Origin of the sequence: Saccharibacillus sp. WB 17, from assembly GCF_008634075.2 — a bacterium.
Lineage (GTDB): Bacteria > Bacillota > Bacilli > Paenibacillales > Paenibacillaceae > Saccharibacillus > Saccharibacillus brassicae.
In genome coordinates, this window is sequence record NZ_VPFK02000040.1 from 24,878 (window position 1) to 42,345 (window position 17,468).

A 17,468-nucleotide genomic window follows, 5' to 3' on the forward strand; every position below is an offset into this window, starting at 1 on the left:
GCGGGAATCGAAGCGCAAGCGCTCAGGTGCGAAACACCGAATAGCGCCTGCGATATTCGCCCGGCGTCAGCGACGTCGAGCGCTTGAACAGGCGGGCAAAATACGTCGCGTCTTGAAAGCCGCATTGTTCGCCGATCCGCCCGAGCGTATCGCCGGATTGAAGCAGCAGGCGCTTGGCGCGTTCGATTTGCAGATGATGCCGGTAGGATAGCGGACTCATGCCGGTATGCCGCTTCAGGCAGCGGGACAAATAATCGAAATGGTAGTGCAGTTCGCGCTCCATGACGGCGGAATCGAACGGCTGCTCCAGCGAGCGGGCCAGATACGCGGCCGCCGCTTCGCCGAGCCGGTCGGCGCGGGAGCGGCCCGGCGAGACCGAGCGCGCTTTTTGCAGCTGAAGCAGCAGTTGGCCGAACAACACCTGCAGCTCGTACGACCGCGCGAGCGTCAGCGTCTCGGACAACCGCAGCAGTTCGTCCAGCAGCGGAAGCAGCGCGGGCAGATCGACCTGCCCGTACTTCGGAATGAACGCCGCGCCGGAAGCCGGCTCCGTCTCCTGATCGCTGCGCGGCGCAAGCGGCTGTCCTGGCGCGATCGCTGCGTGAGGCGGCCGCCGCACGGCGGGCGCGTGCCGGAAATGAATCCAGTATACCGCCGTCTCCTCTTCCACCGCCCGGTATCCGCTATGCCGCAGCCCCGCTTCGAGCACCAGCATCTCGCCCGGACCGATCGCGTACCGCTCTCCTTCTTCCTGCATATACAGCGTCCCCGAAACGCAGAAGATCACGTCGTACGCTTCGAAGACCCGCTCGGCGTGCCGCGTGCCTGGCTGCCAGGCGGCATAGCCGACCGCGGCGATCTGAGGCAGCGGCGGAATAGGCAGTTCCAGCATGCGCATGTTCGCTCCCCGCCTTTCCGTTGTGGTTGTCGTTGTCGTTCGATCTTGTAGAGATTGTACGGTACGGAGTCGGGATTGTCTGCTTTTTTCGGGAATAAAATAGGATACAGTGGTAGAGATCGTACGATTCATACAAAAACTGCGTCTGTACAACCACTTTTGCACGGGAGGGTTCTCTATGCGATTCCGTCAGGTTCATCTCGATTTCCACACGTCCGAAGCGGTGCCCGAGATCGGCCGCGATTTTGACGCCGACGATTTTCGGCAAAAGCTCAAGCTTGGCCGCGTCGACTCGATCACCGTATTCTCCAAATGCCACCACGGCTGGGCCTACCATCCGTCCGACGCCAACGAAATCCATCCGCAGCTGGACTTCGACCTGCTCGGCGCCCAGATCGACGCTGCCCATGCGATCGGAGTCAAAACGCCGGTCTACCTGTCCGCGGGGCTGGACGAGAAGCTGGCGCGCCGCCATCCGGAATGGCTGATCCGCGATCGCGAGGAGCGCACGAACTGGTCGGCGCATTTTATGCAGCCGGGCTATCACCAGTTCTGCATGAACACCCCTTATCTGGATATGCTGGCCGCGCAGGTACGCGAAGTCGTCGAACGTTACGACGCCGACGGCATCTTCCTCGACATCGTCGGCGTGCGCGAATGTTACTGCCAATCCTGCGTCGCGGAGATTCGCCGCCGGGGCTCCGATCCGCGCCGTACGGACGCTATGCGGAAGCTGTGGGAAGAGACGTATCAAAAATACGGGGCCGCCATGGACCAGGCCGTGCATGCGCTCAAGCCGGGACTGCCTCTTTTCCACAATAACGGGCATATCGAACGCGGGCGGCGGGATCTGGCTGCGCTCAACACGCATCTGGAACTGGAATCGCTGCCGACCGGCGGTTGGGGCTACGATCATTTTCCGCTGTCGGTCCGCTACGCGCAGGGACTCGGTCTCGACGTGCTCGGCATGACCGGCAAGTTCCACCATTCGTGGGGCGAGTTCGGCGGCTTCAAGCATCCCAACGCGCTGCGGTACGAAGCCGCGCTCAGTCTGGCGAACGGAGCGGGCTGTTCGATCGGCGACCAGCTGCATCCGCTCGGCCGGATGGACGAAGCGACATACGCGCTGATCGGCGCAGCGTATACGGAAGTCGAAGCGAAAGAAGAATGGTGCCGCGGCGTGTCGCCGGTCGCCGATATTGCGCTGCTGTCCGCCGAAGCGGCCGGCTCGGACTTCGGCGCCGGTGCAGCCGCTACGGCGGACCTCATCAGCGGAACGAGCGTGACGGACGGAAGCGACGGCAGTGACGCGGTCGCAGCGGATACGGGCGCGGTACGTCTCCTGCTCGAAGGCCATTATCTGTTCGACGTAATCGATACGCACAGCCATCTGGACGCCTACAAAGTATTGGTGCTGCCAGATTGCATCGCGATTACGCCGGAACTGCAGGAACGCCTGAAGGCTTTTACCGCTGCGGGCGGCAAGATTCTCGCTACCGGACGTTCGGGACTGACGCCGGACGGACAGTCCTTTGCGCTGGAGCTTGGCGCGCAGTGGCAGGGCGCATCGCCGTTCAATCCGACGTACGCCTGCCCGGCGTTCGAACTGCCGTCGCTGCGGCCGGCTTCGTTCGTCGTGTACGCGAACAGTTACGAGATCGGTCTGGCGGCGGGCGGAACCTCGCTCGGCAGCCGGCAGAATCCGTATTTCAACCGGGACCTGTTCACGTTCACTTCGCATCAGCATGCGCCTTCCCGCTTGATCGACGCGGGACCGGGCTTCACTTCCGGCGCGGACGGCCTCTACGCGGCGTGGAACCTGTTCGCCGATTATGCCCGGCACGGCAGCCTGCCGGTGAAGCAGATGCTGCTGTATCTGCTCGATACGCTGCTGGAATCCGCGTCCGGCGGACGCACGCTGTCCGTGAATCTGCCCGCGCAGGGCATCGTCACGCTGCAGGAACAGCCGGATGCCAACCGCCGGGTGCTGCATCTGCTGTACGCCCCTCCCGTCCGCCGCGGCCAAAACACCGAAGTGATCGAAGACCTGCCGACCGTGCCGAGCACCGACGTGACGCTCGCCGAGCCGCGCCCGGTGAAACGGCTGTACCTCGCCCCGCAGCGCACGCCGCTCGATTTTGCGCAGCAGAACGGGAAGATTGCCTGCACCGTGCCGGCGTGGTCGTGCCATCAGATGGTGGTGGCGGAGTTTTGACCGTTGCGGCATGGGCCAGGCTGCGGGACGCGGACGGGAATGACGGGAACGACGGAACACAGACGGAAATGACAAGACGCAGACGAGCACAACGAAAATCGCGGGAATAGCAGGACACAGGCGGGAATAGCGGGAATCCCGAGGTTTAAGCGATCACCCGTCAAGCCAACGAATCGTCGTAACGCTATTTCGGCTTTTTAAGCCTTTTCGCGCAGCTAACGAATCGTGATATCGCTAAAAGGAGCAAAACCGGCGTTTTTCCGCTTTATTCCGCTCATAGCGATCTCAGGATTCGTCGCATTTCCAAGATGTCCTCTAAAAGGCGTCTAACGAATTGAGGATTCGTTAGTGCTCGATCCAGGTAAACTTGGGCTGCAACTTCCTCCTTTCCCTTTTCGTCTGTGGAGCATATAGGGAAAAAGAAAGGTTCCCATCAAAAAACCGTTCTTTCGCCAAAGTGGCAAAAGAACGGTTTTTCGTGCGGATGACGCAAATGGGTGCGTGGACCCTGCCACCGCCGCCGTACGCGCGTCGCCAGACTACGTCGCCGACAGCTCCTCCGCCGCGGCCACAATCCCCGCCGGCTTCTGCCAGCGGCCTGTCGGCTGCGCGGCTGTCACTTCGCCGCCGCGGACGACGATCTCGCCGCGCACGATCGTTCCGCTCACGCTGCACGGAAACGTATGGCCCATGTACAGGCTCTGTTTATGCTGCGCGTAATAATTGTGTTCCGTCACGGTGAACGGTTCGTTCAAATCGACGATCGCCAGATCCGCGTCGAGGCCGACCGCGATCGTGCCTTTGCGATCCGCCAGGCCGAAGCGCGCAGCCGGGTTTGAAGCGGTCCAGGCCGCGACCTGCGTAAGCGGGATGTCCTGCGCAAGCGCCGTTTCCAGCGCCGACAGCAGGGTGAACTGCCCGCCGCTGATACCGCCCCACGCTTCGAACAGATTGAAGTCTTTCGGGTCCTTCATATCGTACGGACAAGGCGAATGGTCGGACGACAGCATATCGAACTTGCCGTCCGCGAGCAAGGCGATCAGCCGCTGCTGCTCGTCCGCTTCGCGCAGCGGAGGCGCGCACTTGGCGATCGTTCCTTTTTCCCGCAAATCGTCATGGTTGAACAGCAGGTAATGGGAGCACGTCTCGACGCTCACATCCATGCCCCGATCTTTGGCCGCTTCGATCTTCGCAACGGCCGCAGCCGAACTGATATGGACAAAATGCAGCGCGCAGCCGGTCATTTCAGCGTAGTACAGCGCACGCTCCACCGCTTCGACTTCGGCGATGATCGGACGCGTCTCCAGATAATCGTCGGCGCCGAACAGCCCGGCTTTTTCTTTTTCTTCCTTGAGCCAGTTGGTGATCGCCGCGCTTTCCGAATGCAGGGCCAGAATCTTGCCGAGCGCCGCGATCTTTTTCATACCGGTCAGCAGCGTCCTATCGTCCACCGCTTCGAATTCCTTGTTGCCGGTCGTGGACAGAAACGCTTTGAACCCGATCACGCCCGCTTCCGCCAACGGCTGCAAATCGTCTTCGTTGCCCGGCACGAGCCCGCCCCACAGTCCGAAATCTACGATCGACTTCTGCGTGCCCAACCGGGCTTTGCCGAGCAGCGCTTCTTCGGTCACGGTCGACGGAATGCCGTTCAGCGGCATATCGAAAAAGGTAGTGCAGCCTCCGGCGGCCATCATGGCCGAACCGGTCGTGAAGCCTTCCCAATGTTCCCGGCCCGGCTCGCTGAAGTGGACGTGCACGTCGATCAGGCCCGGCAGCACGTGCCGGCCGGCCGCGTCCCACTCCTGCCCCGCTTCTGCCCGCAAATTTCCCTCGATCGCGACGATTTTCCCGTCTGTAATTCCGATATCGGCTTGCGTAACGCCGCCCGGCAGCACGACGCTGCCTCCGCGGATGATCAGGTCCAAACGTTCCATAGTGTTCTCCCCTTTTCGTATGCGCTAATGGTAGTCGGTGACGGATACGCGGATCAAGCCGCTTTTTCGTAAATCGTCCCTTTTTTGAACGAAGAGCCCCGGAACGCGTATTTGCTCAGCAGCAGGTAAGCGATACCCGCGGCGACAAAACCGGTAATCCAGCCGATATCCACCAGCAGGAACGCGGCGCCGGCTCCGATTGCCATGGCGAGCAGCGCGCTCGGATTGTAGCCCGCGAAGTTCCCGGTCTCCCGGTACAATTCCATCGCATCGACCTTTTGCCGGCGCAGGATGTAGTAGTCCACGAGCAGGATCGCCACGATCGGACCGAGGAAAGCGGAGTAGATCAGGATGAACGTGTTCAACCCTTGCGCCGAAGAATCCTGCACGAGTACCCACGGGAACGAACAGAGCGCGAGCAGTCCGGTCACGACGACCGACGCTTTATATTTCAATTTGGTCACGAGCGAGATGACGTACGCCGGAGGCACGATATTGGCGACCATGTTGACGGCAACGGCGCCGATGACGATAAAGGCCGATACCGCGACGGTGATATACGGGTTGTCGACGATGATCGCGAACGCTTTGACCGGATTCGAGATGCCGGTTGCCGCCGCCATCATCGCGCCGATCGTCAGAACGAATCCGTAGGCGATCACGATCGGGAGGAAGTAGAGCATGCTGCGCTTTTTGTCGCTGATGCCGGTCTTGAGTTCGCGGGAGTAGTCGGCCGCGCTCAGGAAGATCGCCGCGTAGTTGCCGAGGAACACCATGATAAAAGCGAAGAACGGAAGTCCCCACGTGCCTTCGGTGTTGACCCACACGTCGGCGATCGCCGCGCTGTGCGAATTCAGCAGGACGCCGAAGACGTAGACGAGAGCCAGCATGATCACGACCGAAGCGAGCGTCTCCACCCACTTGATCGCATGAAAGCCGTAAAGCGACAAGACGATCTGAACGCCCTGCAAAATGACGAAGCAGATCGGGATGCTGTCGAACCCGCCGCCGCTGAGCACTTTGACGATCTCGTTCAGCGCTGTCGCCCCGACCCAACTCTGGAAGCCGTACCAGACGATGGCGGGCACGCCGCGCAGGAACGAGGAGATGACCGACCCTTTGATCCCGAACGACATGCGCAGCTGAACGACGTAAGGGATGCCGGTGCGATAACCGAAGCGGTCGTTGAGGGCAAAGATGACGGAGATGATGCCGATCGCGACGATCGCCGCCACGAAAGTCTGGAACACGTTGAGCGTGGCCATTCCCGCCGCGATCAAGCTTGCTCCAAGCGTCATGTTGCCGAGATTGACGCCGTCTCCGATCCACATGAACATGTACGCTACCGGACCTACCGTTCTTTCGTTGTCCCGCTTGGGCTTCAGGGAGTCGTCCAATCCGATCTCTTCATGCAGCTGCGTTTCTTCCAGCACCCGACCTGCCAAATTCGTAGACATACTCAGCACGCTCCCTCTATAAACGATTTAAAATCCGGTAAGATAACGTCACTTTAATATGTAATGTTTTCTTACTCTCATTTCTTATTTCTTATTTTATCACCTCCCCTGCACAATTCATTGACAAAAACGTAGATTATCGCAGCGTTTCCTGTTGAAATTAAACAAAAAAACATCACACGAAGTGTGACGTTAGGGTGTAAGCGTTCTATTGATCGGAAAAGAGCAACGCTTGCCGACCTTTAGCAGCCTTTACCGGACCGGATTGCGCAGGCTCACCTGCTTGAAGATGCTGCACTCCGCCACGTCTCCGGGAGCAATCACGACCGAACCGGGCGTTCCGGTCAAGATCACGTCCCCGGGATTCAACGTCATGATACCGGACAAGAAGGAGATCAGATAAGCGGGCGAAAAAATCATCTGTCCGACCGTGCCGCGATGCGCCGGTTCGCCGTTGAGCCGCGTGACGACTTCAAGCGCGTTCAGATCGGCATATTCGTCGGGCGTGACGAGCGAAGCGCCCAGGGCTGTAAACGTATCGTAGCTTTTGGATCGCTGCATAAAGCGCGGATTGCGCGCATGCACGTCTTTGGCCGTCATGTCGAGCGACGACGCGTAGCCGGCCGCGTAATCTAACGCTTCCGCGTAGCCGACCGAGCGGCAGCGCCGGCCGATCACGATCGCAAGCTCCGCTTCCGCGGTCACCTGCCCGATACCCGCGGGCCATTCGATGTATGCGCCCGGCCCGATCAGCGACGTGTCCGGCTTGAGAAACACGACCGGTTCGTCTTCGGGCGGACGCCCGGACAGCTCGATCGCTTTGGCCAGATAATTCATGCCGATCCCGATCATCTTGCCCGGCCGGCGGTACAGCGGCCCGTATGTCACTTTGTGCTCGGCAAGTCCCGGCAGCGCCGCAAGCCGCCGCGCTCCGCCCCCGTCGTACCAGGATCGCAGCGCATCCAGCCCGCCCGCTTGCAGCAGCGGCCACAGTTCCGTATCCCAGTCCGTGCCTTCCCGCTCGTTCACGACCCCGAGCGGAACCAGTCCGCTGTCGGCGATCAGGGCGGCTTGTTCCCGTCCTTCGTAGTGGATCGTCGCCAGTCTCACGGCCGCACCTCCTCGCCGAAAATTCCGGCGACCCAGTCCAGCAGCCGCAGATCGGTACCCGGCCCTCCGATCCACGACAGTCCGATCGGCAGCCCGTCTGCGCGCAGCACCGGAACGGTCACCTGCGGCAGGCCGGCCAGGCCCGCAATGCAGGGCAGCTGCATCGTCTTGGCCCGGTACGCTTCCGCTTCCGGGCCCCGCAGACCGAGCCGCGGCGCGGGACCCGGCGCGGTCGGCACGACCAGCAGCCCGTCCTCGCCAAGCAGCGAGATCAACCCGAGGCGCACGCGGCGGCGCAGTTCGGCTTCCGCGCCGGCGTCGGCTGCATGCAATGTGGATGTCCATGCAAAGCGCTCCGCGATGCCGGGGCCGAACGCCGGCCGTTCGCGCTCGATCCACGCCCCGTGCCGCTTCCAAATCTCCAAGCCTTGCAGCACGCGAAAAGCGGCCGACCAGTCGGCCAGCGATTCCCCTTCGGCTGTCAGCGGAACTCCGCTGACGCGGCCTGTCCGGTCTTCGACAGCGTGAAGCTTCTGCCGCAGCAGCGCGCGATCGGACTCTTCCGGCAGCGCCCAAGCTTCGTCCGCGGCAAAAAAGCGGACAAACGGCTGCGCTTCGCCGCTGCGCGCCTCGTTGTCGCCGAGCAGCGTCTGCCCGACCCGGCGCAGAACCGAGACGTCGCGGCTCATCCAGCCGACCGTATCGAAGCTTGGCGCCAGCGCAATGACGCCTTCCGCGGAGACTGCGCCGTGCGTCGGCCGAAACCCGTACAGGCCGCAGTAGGCCGAAGGGATGCGGACCGATCCGCCCGTGTCCGTGCCGACGGCAAAATCGACCCGGCCGGCCGCCGCCGCGACGGCTGAACCGCTTGAAGACCCGCCGGGAATCCGATCCGGCGCGGCCGGATTGACCGGCGTGCCATAATGGGCATTTTCGCCGTTGAGGCTGTACATCAGCTCGTCGGTGTGCGTCGTGCCTTGAAGTCGGGCGCCCGCGGCGAGCAGCTGTTCAAGCGCCGGAGCTGTCCGCGCGGACGGTGCATGCGTACGCAGCCAATCCGGATTGCCGGCTCCGCTTATGACGCCCTGAATATCGAATACGTCTTTGACCGCGAAAGTCAGGCCGTCCAGCGGTCCGCTTCCGGTAGGCGCAAGTTCGACATGCCGGTCGACGAACGCGCCGTAATGTTCTTTTTCGCTCCGATTGAACGTAGATACCGGCTTGGCAGCCTCTTCCGCTTGATGTTCGAGTCTTTTTCCCGCTTCGCTCATCTCTTATTCCTCCTTGGTGTTGGCTTCCCCTGCGGTATTCGTGTCCGACTGTTCCGGTTCCCGCGTGCGTGAGCGCATCCGGTCCAGCAGCAGCGCCAGCATGATGCCGACCAGCAGCCCGTTGCCGAGCAGCGGGCGCAGCAGCGGCGGCAGTGAAGCGAAATACGACGCCGGCATGCCCATCAGGATCAAGCCGACAAACAGCGGCGCCGCCGTCCGGTAAATATTGGCCGTATCCATCCGGATCTGGCCGAAATACGTCAGCGACGAACCGAGCAGCCGCAAATACGTCACGAGCAGCACGGCGCTGCCGACGCTCAGCGGAAGAGTCGTCAGCATGCCGCTGACCGCCGGAACAAGCCCGATACCGGCAAACAGCAGCCCGCCGAGCACGAACGGAAGCCGGTCGCGAATACGGGTCTGGAGCAAAAATCCGACGGACGAGACGTAAGGCGCGTAAGGCACCAGCCCGAGCAGTCCCGACAGAACGGCCAAAATTCCGCTGATCGTAAACGAACGCCGATACTGCCTGCTGCCCGCTTCTTGTTCGTAAATCTCATCCGTGCCTTTTAAAGCGCCGAACGTGTTCGACGCGTTGATCAGTCCCGCGATGACCGCGATGCCGATCACGCCGACATCCAGTCCGCCGGTCGGCTGCCCGAGCGGAAACCAGCCCCACTCCAGACGGCCGGCCGCCTGCGTTTCCGCGCCGAAAATCAGCCTGTGCAGCGCCCAGCCGCCCACGATGCCGATCAGCAGGGCATACTGCGCGATCGCCGGCCGGGCTTTGACCGACAGCACCGCGACAAACAGCGCAACGGCTGCCGCCAGTCCGAAAATGCCCGGCCGGATCAGCGCCGAATCCGAGTCGGCCCCCGCCGAAATGCCAAGCATGCCTTCGAGAAAAATGGTGTTCAACCGGCAGCCGAGCAAAAACATGAACACCGCCATCACGCCCGGCGTGAACAGACGCGACAGCGGCGCCGCCAGTCCGCACACACCGATCAGTATCGTGAGCACGCCCGAGATCAGGATCCCGACCGCCAGACTTCCGCCCAGCTGCGGCAGCGAGAGGCCGAGCGACGGCGCCGCGGCGCACAGGCTCAGGATCACGCCCCACCACAGCCCCGACTGCCCTTCCATCACCGATCGCCGATGCCCGAGCCACGCCTGCGCCGCGCAGGCCATTCCTGTCAGCACGAACGAACATTGGATCAGAAATTGAATCCTCTCCTGCGGCAGCCCGAACGCCGCCCCTACGGTAATCGGAATGACGACCGTGTTCGTAAACAGGAAAAACAACCACTGCAGTCCCGCCAGCCCCGACCGCAGCGCGATTTGATGCCGCATGATTCACCTTCCGTCCCTCTTTTGCTTGTGTTACGCAAAAGGATTCCGGAGAATTCCGGAATCCTTGGTTGTTTAATAAAGTCCTATTCGTTACGGAAACTCCTAGGCTGCGAGAGAAATTCGTTAGTGTATGCTTCCGAAGTGCCTTTCTTCGAAAGGCTTTACTACACTGAATTCCCTTCTCCGCCTTTTCGCTTCGCACTGAATCGAACTTCCTTTAACAACCATGACCCCAAAAATCCGCAATCCTTTTGTTTTTTATTTTTCTTTTATATCTGTTTTTTTATATCTGTGGTTGCTCTTATCTTTTTTTAAAACCTAGTTGCCTTAATCTTTATTCTCGCTCTTGCTCTTGCCCTTTTCCCTTACCCCACTCCAAGCGCGGATGGTCGGGGGGCGGAGGGGGAACTCGTGTAGGATAAAGACTTTCGAAGAAAGTCACATCGGAAGCATACGCTAAAGCGTTCGCCTCTGTCTTTGAGAAATCACCATTTAAATATAATCAAATTTCTCAAAGGCAGGAAGCGACCGAAACGAATTCCCCCGGAGCCCCGCTCCCGTCCCCACCCTCCACCCCACTAGACCACCGACGCCGCCACTCCCTCATACACATCCAACGCTTCCTGCACCCCGCGCCCGATCGTAATCGGCGCTTTGTGGCGGATCAATACGGCTTCCAGCGCGGCCAGTACGAACAGTACGTTCTCCTGGCGGCAGCTGTAGCCCATCGTGCCGATCCGCCAGATCTGGCCGTGCAGCGGACCGAACGAGCTGGCGATTTCGATGCCGAATTGATTCAGCAGCATGCCGCGTACCGATTCGCCGTCGACGCCTTCGGGAATACGGATGCACGTGACGACCGGCAGCTTCCAGGCCACGTCGTTGAACAGCGTCAGCCCCATGCCGCGCAGGCCGGCCATCAGCGCCCGTTCATGCAGCCGATGGCGTTCGAAGCGCGCTTCCAGCCCTTCTTCCAAAATAAGACGCAGCCCTTCGCGCAGCGCGTACAGCATCGACGTCGCTTCCGTATGATGGTTCAGGCGGCGCGGTCCCCAATAATCCTGCAGCTGGCTGAGGTCAAAATAATTGCTGCGGATCGGATGTGCCACTTCCCGGCGGTCGCCGGCTTGGGCGACGCCGCGCTCGACTTTTTTGCGGCTCTGCAAAATCCGTTCCACTCGCTCGTTATACGTCACCGGCGCCATGCCGGACGGAACGGAGATACACTTCTGCGTGCCGCCGATGACCGCGTCCAGCTGCCATTCGTCCACTTTGACCGGCGCGCCGCCGATCGAAGCGACGGCGTCGACCACGGTCAACACGCCGAGTTCGCGGCAGGCCGGACCGATGGCGTCCAGCGGCTGCATGCAGCCTGTCGACGTCTCCCCGTGCACGATCGCCAGTATTTTCGGCTGCACCCGCTTCACTTCGTCGATGACCGCCTGTTGGTCGAACACTTCGCCCCACGTACATTCCATCAGATGGACTTCCGCGCCGCTGCGCTCGGCAATTTCGGTCAACAGATGGCCGAACCGGCCGAAGATCGGCACGAGCACTTTGTCGCCCGGTTCGATCAGGCTGCACAAGACCGCTTCGATGCCCGAACGGGAAGTGCCGTCGACCGGAAACGCCCATTGGTTGTTCGTCTGGAACGTCTGCCGCAGCATATCCATCGTCTCGTTCATGATCTGCGTAAACGCCGGATCGAACTGACCCAGGATCGGCGTCGTCATCGCGCGCAGCACGCGCGGATCGGCTTCGACCGGCCCCGGCGTCATAATCGTTCTCAAAGGTGCTTGAATTTCCCGGTACGTCGTCATCGGCTGTCGCCCTCCTCGATTATCGTTCCCTGGCTTTCGATATGTCGTTCATGTCGTTTATATCTTTTGTGTCGTTCAATACGCCAACTTGTGCAGCAGGTCGATCAGCAGCTTCACGCCGCGTTCCAGATCTTCCGTCTCCGTAAATTCGGCCGGCGAATGGCTGAGACCTCCGCGGCTCGGCACGAACAGCAGCGCCGTCGGGCAGAACGTGCCGAACACCTGCGAATCGTGTCCCGCTCCGCTCGTCATATGCCGGTACGGGATGCCTGCCGTGCGCAGGATGTGTTCCGCGGCCGAGCCCAACCCTTCGTCCATCGCGACCGGCGGTTCGTCCATCCAGTTGCGGATCGCAACGCTTGTCCCGTGCTCCGCCGCGATGGTGTCAAATTCGCGGAAGCTGTCTTCGCAAAAAGCACGGATGACCGCCGCGTCGCCGTGGCGCACGTCGAGGCTGAACGTCACTTCCCGCGCGATCACGTTGCCGACGTTCGGTTTGACCTCCATCCGGCCGACCGTCGCGACGAGTCCCGCCCCGTCTTCGTTCGCCCGGTTCATCAGCACGGAGATAAGTGCCGCCGCGGTGGACATCGCGTCCCGGCGCCAGCGCATCGGCGTCGTGCCGGCATGATTGCTTTCGCCGGTGACGGTAATGTCGTAGCGGCGCTGGCCGACGATATGGCTGACGATGCCGATCGACTGCCCTTCGCGTTCGAGAATCTGGCCCTGCTCGATATGCAGCTCGATAAAGCACTCCAGATCGCTGCGTTCGGGCGCCGGATGCCGACCGAAGCCGAAGCCGGCTTCGCGCATCGCCCGATCGAACGTCACGCCGTTCGCGTCGGCCAGCCCGGCCGTCTCTTCGCGCGACTTGACGCCGGTAATCCGGCCCGACCCCCAGTACGTCATCGGGAAGCGGCTTCCTTCTTCCTCGCACAGCGAGACGACTTCGATCGGCTTGAGCGGCGAACCGTAATGCGCAAGCAGATACTCCGCCGCGATCAGCGCGGCGACGATGCCGTAAGCGCCGTCGTATTTGCCGCCGCCCGTCACCGTGTCCACATGCGAACCGGTCAGCACGACGCGCGCTTCCGGGTCCCGGCCGGCCATCCGGCCGAACAGGTTGCCGGCGTCGTCGTACCGCGGCAGCAGGCCGATCTCGGCCATCCTGCTTTCGATCGCCCGCTGCGCGGAGCGCCAGGATGGATCGTACAGCAGGCGGGTCACGCCGCCCGCTTCGGAAGCGCCGTACGAAGCCAGCCATTCGATCAGATTCTCGACCTGCCCGGACAAGGCGGACAGCTTCGGTTGTTCAATCATCCCTGCAATTCCCCCCGTTCCGGCCGTACAAGCTTTTCAACCGGTGTTAGTTTAATTAACTTGGCAAAGCCGTTTCATCCATTGTAGAATAAAACAACGTCGAAAGCATTCACGGAAGTGTAGAAGAATTATAGATTTCATTGGACATGTTAACCAAAGGAGCGCCGTAAAATGAGATTGGATGAGCTGTTACAGCTGCCTGTATTTGACGGAACTGCCATCGCGGCGGGAGAAAAAGGGCTGAACCGGGAAGTCTTGACCGTCAACATGATGGATGCTCCCGACATTATTCCTTATTTGAAAAAAAACGAGCTGCTCGTCACCACGGCGTTCCATTTCAAGGACGACCTGCCGGCGCTGCTCGAACTGATCCGCGAGATGGGTCAGCAGGAATGCGCCGCGCTCGGCATCAAAAGCAAGCGGTATCTCGGCAGCATCCCCGCTTCGGCGGCGGCGCTTGCGGACGAGCTGCATCTGCCGCTGCTGGAACTTCCGCCCGAGCCTTCGCTCGGCGACATCGTCAACAAGTCGCTGAGCCATATCCTCGACGTGCGTACGACGGAACTGCATAACGCCATGCAGACGCACCGGCAGTTCACCCAGCAGATCATGAGCGGACAAGGTATTCCGAAGCTGCTCGATCAGCTGTCCGCGCTGCTGCGGCTGCCTGTCCTGCTGCTCGGCCCGTATATGCAGCCGATGTTCGGCCGCTTTCAGGACCCGTCCACCGCAGGCAGACTCGAAGCGCTGCTCGCCGGCGGAAGCCGGTTCCATGCGGCGCCTTCAATTTTCTCCGCTTTTTCCCTGCTGGACGGCAGCCGCGAGACGCTTACGCTGTTCCCGGTCTACACGCACAAACAGCTGCATTATTTGTGCATCCCCGGCACCTTTTCCCCGGCCGAACGCTCCGGCATTTTGACGATCGAGCAGGCGGCCAACGTCATCGCGTTCGAACTGATGAAAGACAACGCGCTCAAGCAGAACCGCCGCCGGATCCAGAACGAGTTTTTCGCCAACTTTATCGGAGGAGCCTTCTCGGGCAGCGAAGAGATCGCAAGCCGCGGACGCGAGTTCGGACTGTCCGGCGACCAGCGTTACGTGTGCGCGGTCGGCAAGCTCGGCGGCGCGGACAAAACGACTTCGTTCATGCAGTACAAATCCGAGCAGGACCGGATCGCGGAACGTCTCGAAGCCGAACTGACCCATTTTCGCTATCCGATCCATCTGTTCACCCATGACCGGGCCTACGTGCTGCTTATGCCGCTTGCGGAAGAATGGAAAATCGTCGAGCCTTCCTTCGTCGCCCTGCTGGAACGGCTGCAGCAGCGGATCGCCGCGCACGACGCGTCGGAGCTGTCGTTCGGCTTCAGCAGCTACGCCCAGCCGCTCGTCCATATGCCCGTCTCTTACAAAGAAGCGAACGAAGCGCTTTATTTCGGCGGCATGGCCGGCAAATCGAGGTTCATCGAGCTGTACCAGCCCAAAGAAGTCCCCGAAATTTTGCGCATGATCCCGTACGAACATCTGCGCAAATTTTATGCCGATACGATGCAGGGCTTCACCGACGAGACGCTCAAAGACCATCAGATGCTGCTGCAGACGCTGTCCGTCTACCTGGAGACGCACTGCCAGCTTGCGGAGACGGCCAAACGGCTGTACATCCATCGCAATACGGTCATCTACCGGCTGGAAAAATGCGAAGAGATCATCGGCCGCAGCCTGAAAGACCCGGAAGAAACGCTGCGTCTGCGCATGGCGTTCCGAATCAAGGCGCTGCTGCCGGCAGCCGGATTGTCGGAAGGTTGAGCGCGGTTGTAAGGCAGATGTCCATATAAGCGCAAAAAGATCGTTCGCCCGTTTAGCGGGAAAACGATCTTTTTGCGCGCGGTCTGCCGGATGTGTCATCGTAACGACTCGCCTTCCAGTTCTTCCCGCATCAAAAGGTTTGCAATCTCCAGCGCCTGCTGCCGCTTCTCCGCCGGAGCGGTGACCATCAAGCCGGAACCGCTGTTCCATCCTTGTCCCCCGCCGCCTTCTTCGAACACCTGAATCGACACCTGCCGCATATCCGAAGACGCATACAAGCTGCCGTACGTGACGGTGTGCAGACCTTCATTGTCAAAATAATCGTATACGATCAGCCGGTCGACGGCGCTGCCGCCGAGTCCGACTTCGACTTTTTTGCGCGCTGCGGGCACTTCCGGCACTTCGCCTTCCACTTCGATCGTCCCTTCGAAGCGAGGCGTCCCGCGCCAACTGCGCCAAACGTCGCCTTGAATCTTCACCCGTACAAGCTTTGCTTCGTCGGCGGCATCTGCGCCCAACCGGTATTTGACGCCCTGCACGTCCAGATCGACCGGTCTCGGTCCGTACACGAACCCTATCGCTGCGGCGACGGCGCCGACGATCAGCAGGGCAAGCAGTATATTTCTCGGTTTCACGATTCCCCATACACCTCCGTTTCCCCGATGCGGATTTCTTTGCCCGGCTCGGCCCGGAAACGGATCAGACACTCCGTATCGACCCACGCCTCGTCACTCGCCGGTTCGACCGTGGTCTGCACCGTATAATGCGTGTCCGAATCGGTCACTTCAATCTGTACGACTTCGTACGAACCGTGCGGACGACGATAATAGGCGTACGTCCAGCCTTTGTCCTCGAACGTCAGCAGCTCGTTATCGACCCCGCCGCGAATAAGCCCGGCCGCGCCGGCCGGAAGAGAAGACCGATGCGGTTGTTCGGTCTTCGCGTACACGACCGGCTCGTGCCGGATCCACGAGATCGTGACCAAGGCCGTAATCGTACCGATCAGCAGCGCAGCCGCAAGATGGCGGCGAGGAATATGGCGTATGTTGAGCCTCTGCATAAATTCACTCCCGAATCGTTAGTCTTTTTGTTAAGGTCTTGGCGTAGGCCAGTGAAAACCGCCCAGCCCGTAAGCGGAACGGACGGTACGCCCGTAGGCGTCCGCGTCGAAATAAAACGGACCGATACCGGGCAGGGGCGTCAACGTCCCTGTTGTATCCCCGGCGCTTTGCAGTCCGAACTCGTGCCAGACGAACTGCGAATCCCGGCGTTCGATCCGCAGCAATACCGCTCCGCAGCCGAGATCCCCGCACGCCGGACATAGATACAGCGCACGCCGGCCGTCGGGAAAATCGGCGTTTTCGAGCAGCAGCAGTTTCCCGATCTGCTCGCGCTGGAACGTCTCCGGCCCGAATCCGAGGCAGCCGATATCGTCCATATGCGGATACTGCCGCAGCACCTCGTCGTACAACCGTTTCCCGTCGATCCGGAAATCCCCGTACTCGAACGTACAAGGGAAACCGGTCCGCTGCTGCTTATGCACACTCAATACCGATAATTGGGACATTGACACCGCCGCCTTTTCGAAAAAATGGTCAAATGCTCTCCCGCTCGCCTAGGCCTGAGGGAAAGCTCTTTTTAAAAAGACGGTCCCGGCCCTTAAATAGTTACGCTTTTGTCGTATAACCCGCCAACCGTTCAAAAAAACCTTCAACTATGTTTTAATAGAGAGAGATACAAGTCAGGGAAATTCGACGGTTAAGGAGTGTATACATACATGGAAGTTTCACGCTTTCTGCTGTCCAAAGACAAAGTCAAGTATATCCCCTCTTCCGCCACGATGATGGAAGCGATGGATCTGCTGGAAGAAAATCATTACTCCGCGGTCCCGATCATCGACGAGCAGGGTCGCTACGTCGGCACGCTGTCCGAAGGCGATCTGCTGTGGAAACTCAAGCACACGTTCAATTTCGACCTGTCGACGATGGCTGAAGTGCCGCTGAGCAGCATCAAGCTGTACCGGCACAACGAATCGGTCGTCATCGACGCGGACATGGAAGACATGCTCACGCTCGCGGCCGATCAGAACTTCGTTCCGGTCACCGACCACGACGGCATCTTCCTCGGCATTATCCGGCGCCGCGACATCATTAATTATTATAACGACGGGATTATGGACTAGGTTCGGCGGAGTCGTCACCCGGGTTCGTCCGGTCCGCGTTCTGCCTCTGTTCCCGCACAAAAAAGCTTTCCGTCCGTCTGCCTCGGCAAACGGTTCGGAAAGCTT

14 protein-coding genes are annotated in these 17,468 nt (G+C 60.5%); 3 read left to right on the forward strand and 11 right to left on the reverse strand.

Annotated features, from left to right (window positions below):
* Window positions 1–22: 22 nt before the first annotated feature.
* Complete coding sequence (locus FTE24_RS18065) at window positions 23–892, reverse strand: helix-turn-helix transcriptional regulator (protein WP_160441821.1); 870 nt, start codon at window positions 890–892, stop codon at window positions 23–25.
* Window positions 893–1,076: 184 nt separating this feature from the next.
* Here FTE24_RS18065 and FTE24_RS18070 point away from each other — a divergent pair, with 184 nt between their 5' ends.
* Entirely contained in the window at window positions 1,077–3,113 is a 2,037-nt protein-coding gene (locus tag FTE24_RS18070; protein ID WP_150229378.1) for a beta-galactosidase trimerization domain-containing protein, read from the forward strand.
* 539 nt (window positions 3,114–3,652) lie between these two features.
* On the opposite strand, the gene FTE24_RS18075 is transcribed toward FTE24_RS18070, so the two are convergent.
* From FTE24_RS18075 to allC, 7 genes are all read right to left on the reverse strand, one after another.
* A complete protein-coding gene (locus tag FTE24_RS18075) occupies window positions 3,653–5,047 on the reverse strand; it encodes an allantoinase (RefSeq protein ID WP_150229380.1) in 1,395 nt (464 codons plus the stop codon).
* Window positions 5,048–5,100: 53 nt separating this feature from the next.
* On the reverse strand, window positions 5,101–6,504 hold the full coding sequence (locus tag FTE24_RS18080; RefSeq protein WP_141450118.1) for an NCS1 family transporter: 1,404 nt from the start codon (window positions 6,502–6,504) through the stop codon (window positions 5,101–5,103).
* Window positions 6,505–6,756: 252 nt separating this feature from the next.
* Window positions 6,757–7,614 carry a fumarylacetoacetate hydrolase family protein gene (locus tag FTE24_RS18085; RefSeq protein ID WP_150229382.1) on the reverse strand — a complete coding sequence of 286 codons (858 nt, stop codon included), beginning with the start codon at window positions 7,612–7,614 and terminating at the stop codon, window positions 6,757–6,759.
* Window positions 7,611–8,885, reverse strand: a complete 1,275-nt coding sequence (locus tag FTE24_RS18090) for an amidase (protein ID WP_150229384.1) — start codon at window positions 8,883–8,885, stop codon at window positions 7,611–7,613. Before FTE24_RS18090 ends, FTE24_RS18085 begins: the two co-directional genes overlap by 4 nt.
* 3 nt (window positions 8,886–8,888) lie before the next feature.
* The gene (locus FTE24_RS18095) at window positions 8,889–10,235 is read right to left on the reverse strand and encodes a uracil/xanthine transporter (RefSeq protein WP_150229386.1); all 1,347 of its coding nucleotides are present in this window, start codon (window positions 10,233–10,235) and stop codon (window positions 8,889–8,891) included.
* Between the two features lie 578 nt (window positions 10,236–10,813).
* The gene (locus FTE24_RS18100; protein WP_150229388.1) at window positions 10,814–12,055 is read right to left on the reverse strand and encodes a pyridoxal-phosphate-dependent aminotransferase family protein; all 1,242 of its coding nucleotides are present in this window, start codon (window positions 12,053–12,055) and stop codon (window positions 10,814–10,816) included.
* 75 nt (window positions 12,056–12,130) lie between these two features.
* Window positions 12,131–13,375: an allantoate deiminase gene (allC, locus tag FTE24_RS18105; protein WP_150229389.1), complete on the reverse strand. Its 1,245-nt coding sequence runs from the start codon at window positions 13,373–13,375 to the stop codon at window positions 12,131–12,133.
* Between the two features lie 171 nt (window positions 13,376–13,546).
* Between allC and FTE24_RS18110 the strand changes: the two genes are divergently transcribed.
* Window positions 13,547–15,181, forward strand: a complete 1,635-nt coding sequence (locus tag FTE24_RS18110) for a PucR family transcriptional regulator (protein ID WP_150229391.1) — start codon at window positions 13,547–13,549, stop codon at window positions 15,179–15,181.
* 95 nt (window positions 15,182–15,276) lie between these two features.
* On the opposite strand, the gene FTE24_RS18115 is transcribed toward FTE24_RS18110, so the two are convergent.
* From FTE24_RS18115 to FTE24_RS18125, 3 genes are read right to left on the reverse strand one after another with little or no spacing between them, the layout of a single operon-like run.
* Window positions 15,277–15,816 carry a hypothetical protein gene (locus tag FTE24_RS18115; protein WP_150229393.1) on the reverse strand — a complete coding sequence of 180 codons (540 nt, stop codon included), beginning with the start codon at window positions 15,814–15,816 and terminating at the stop codon, window positions 15,277–15,279.
* The gene (locus FTE24_RS18120; protein ID WP_150229395.1) at window positions 15,813–16,241 is read right to left on the reverse strand and encodes a hypothetical protein; all 429 of its coding nucleotides are present in this window, start codon (window positions 16,239–16,241) and stop codon (window positions 15,813–15,815) included. The genes FTE24_RS18115 and FTE24_RS18120 overlap by 4 nt, the downstream gene beginning before the upstream one ends.
* A 30-nt stretch (window positions 16,242–16,271) precedes the next feature.
* Complete coding sequence (locus tag FTE24_RS18125; protein WP_150229397.1) at window positions 16,272–16,748, reverse strand: hypothetical protein; 477 nt, start codon at window positions 16,746–16,748, stop codon at window positions 16,272–16,274.
* Window positions 16,749–16,958: 210 nt separating this feature from the next.
* On the opposite strand from FTE24_RS18125, the gene FTE24_RS18130 reads away from it, so the two are divergent.
* Complete coding sequence (locus tag FTE24_RS18130; RefSeq protein WP_141450137.1) at window positions 16,959–17,363, forward strand: CBS domain-containing protein; 405 nt, start codon at window positions 16,959–16,961, stop codon at window positions 17,361–17,363.
* Window positions 17,364–17,468: the final 105 nt, after the last annotated feature.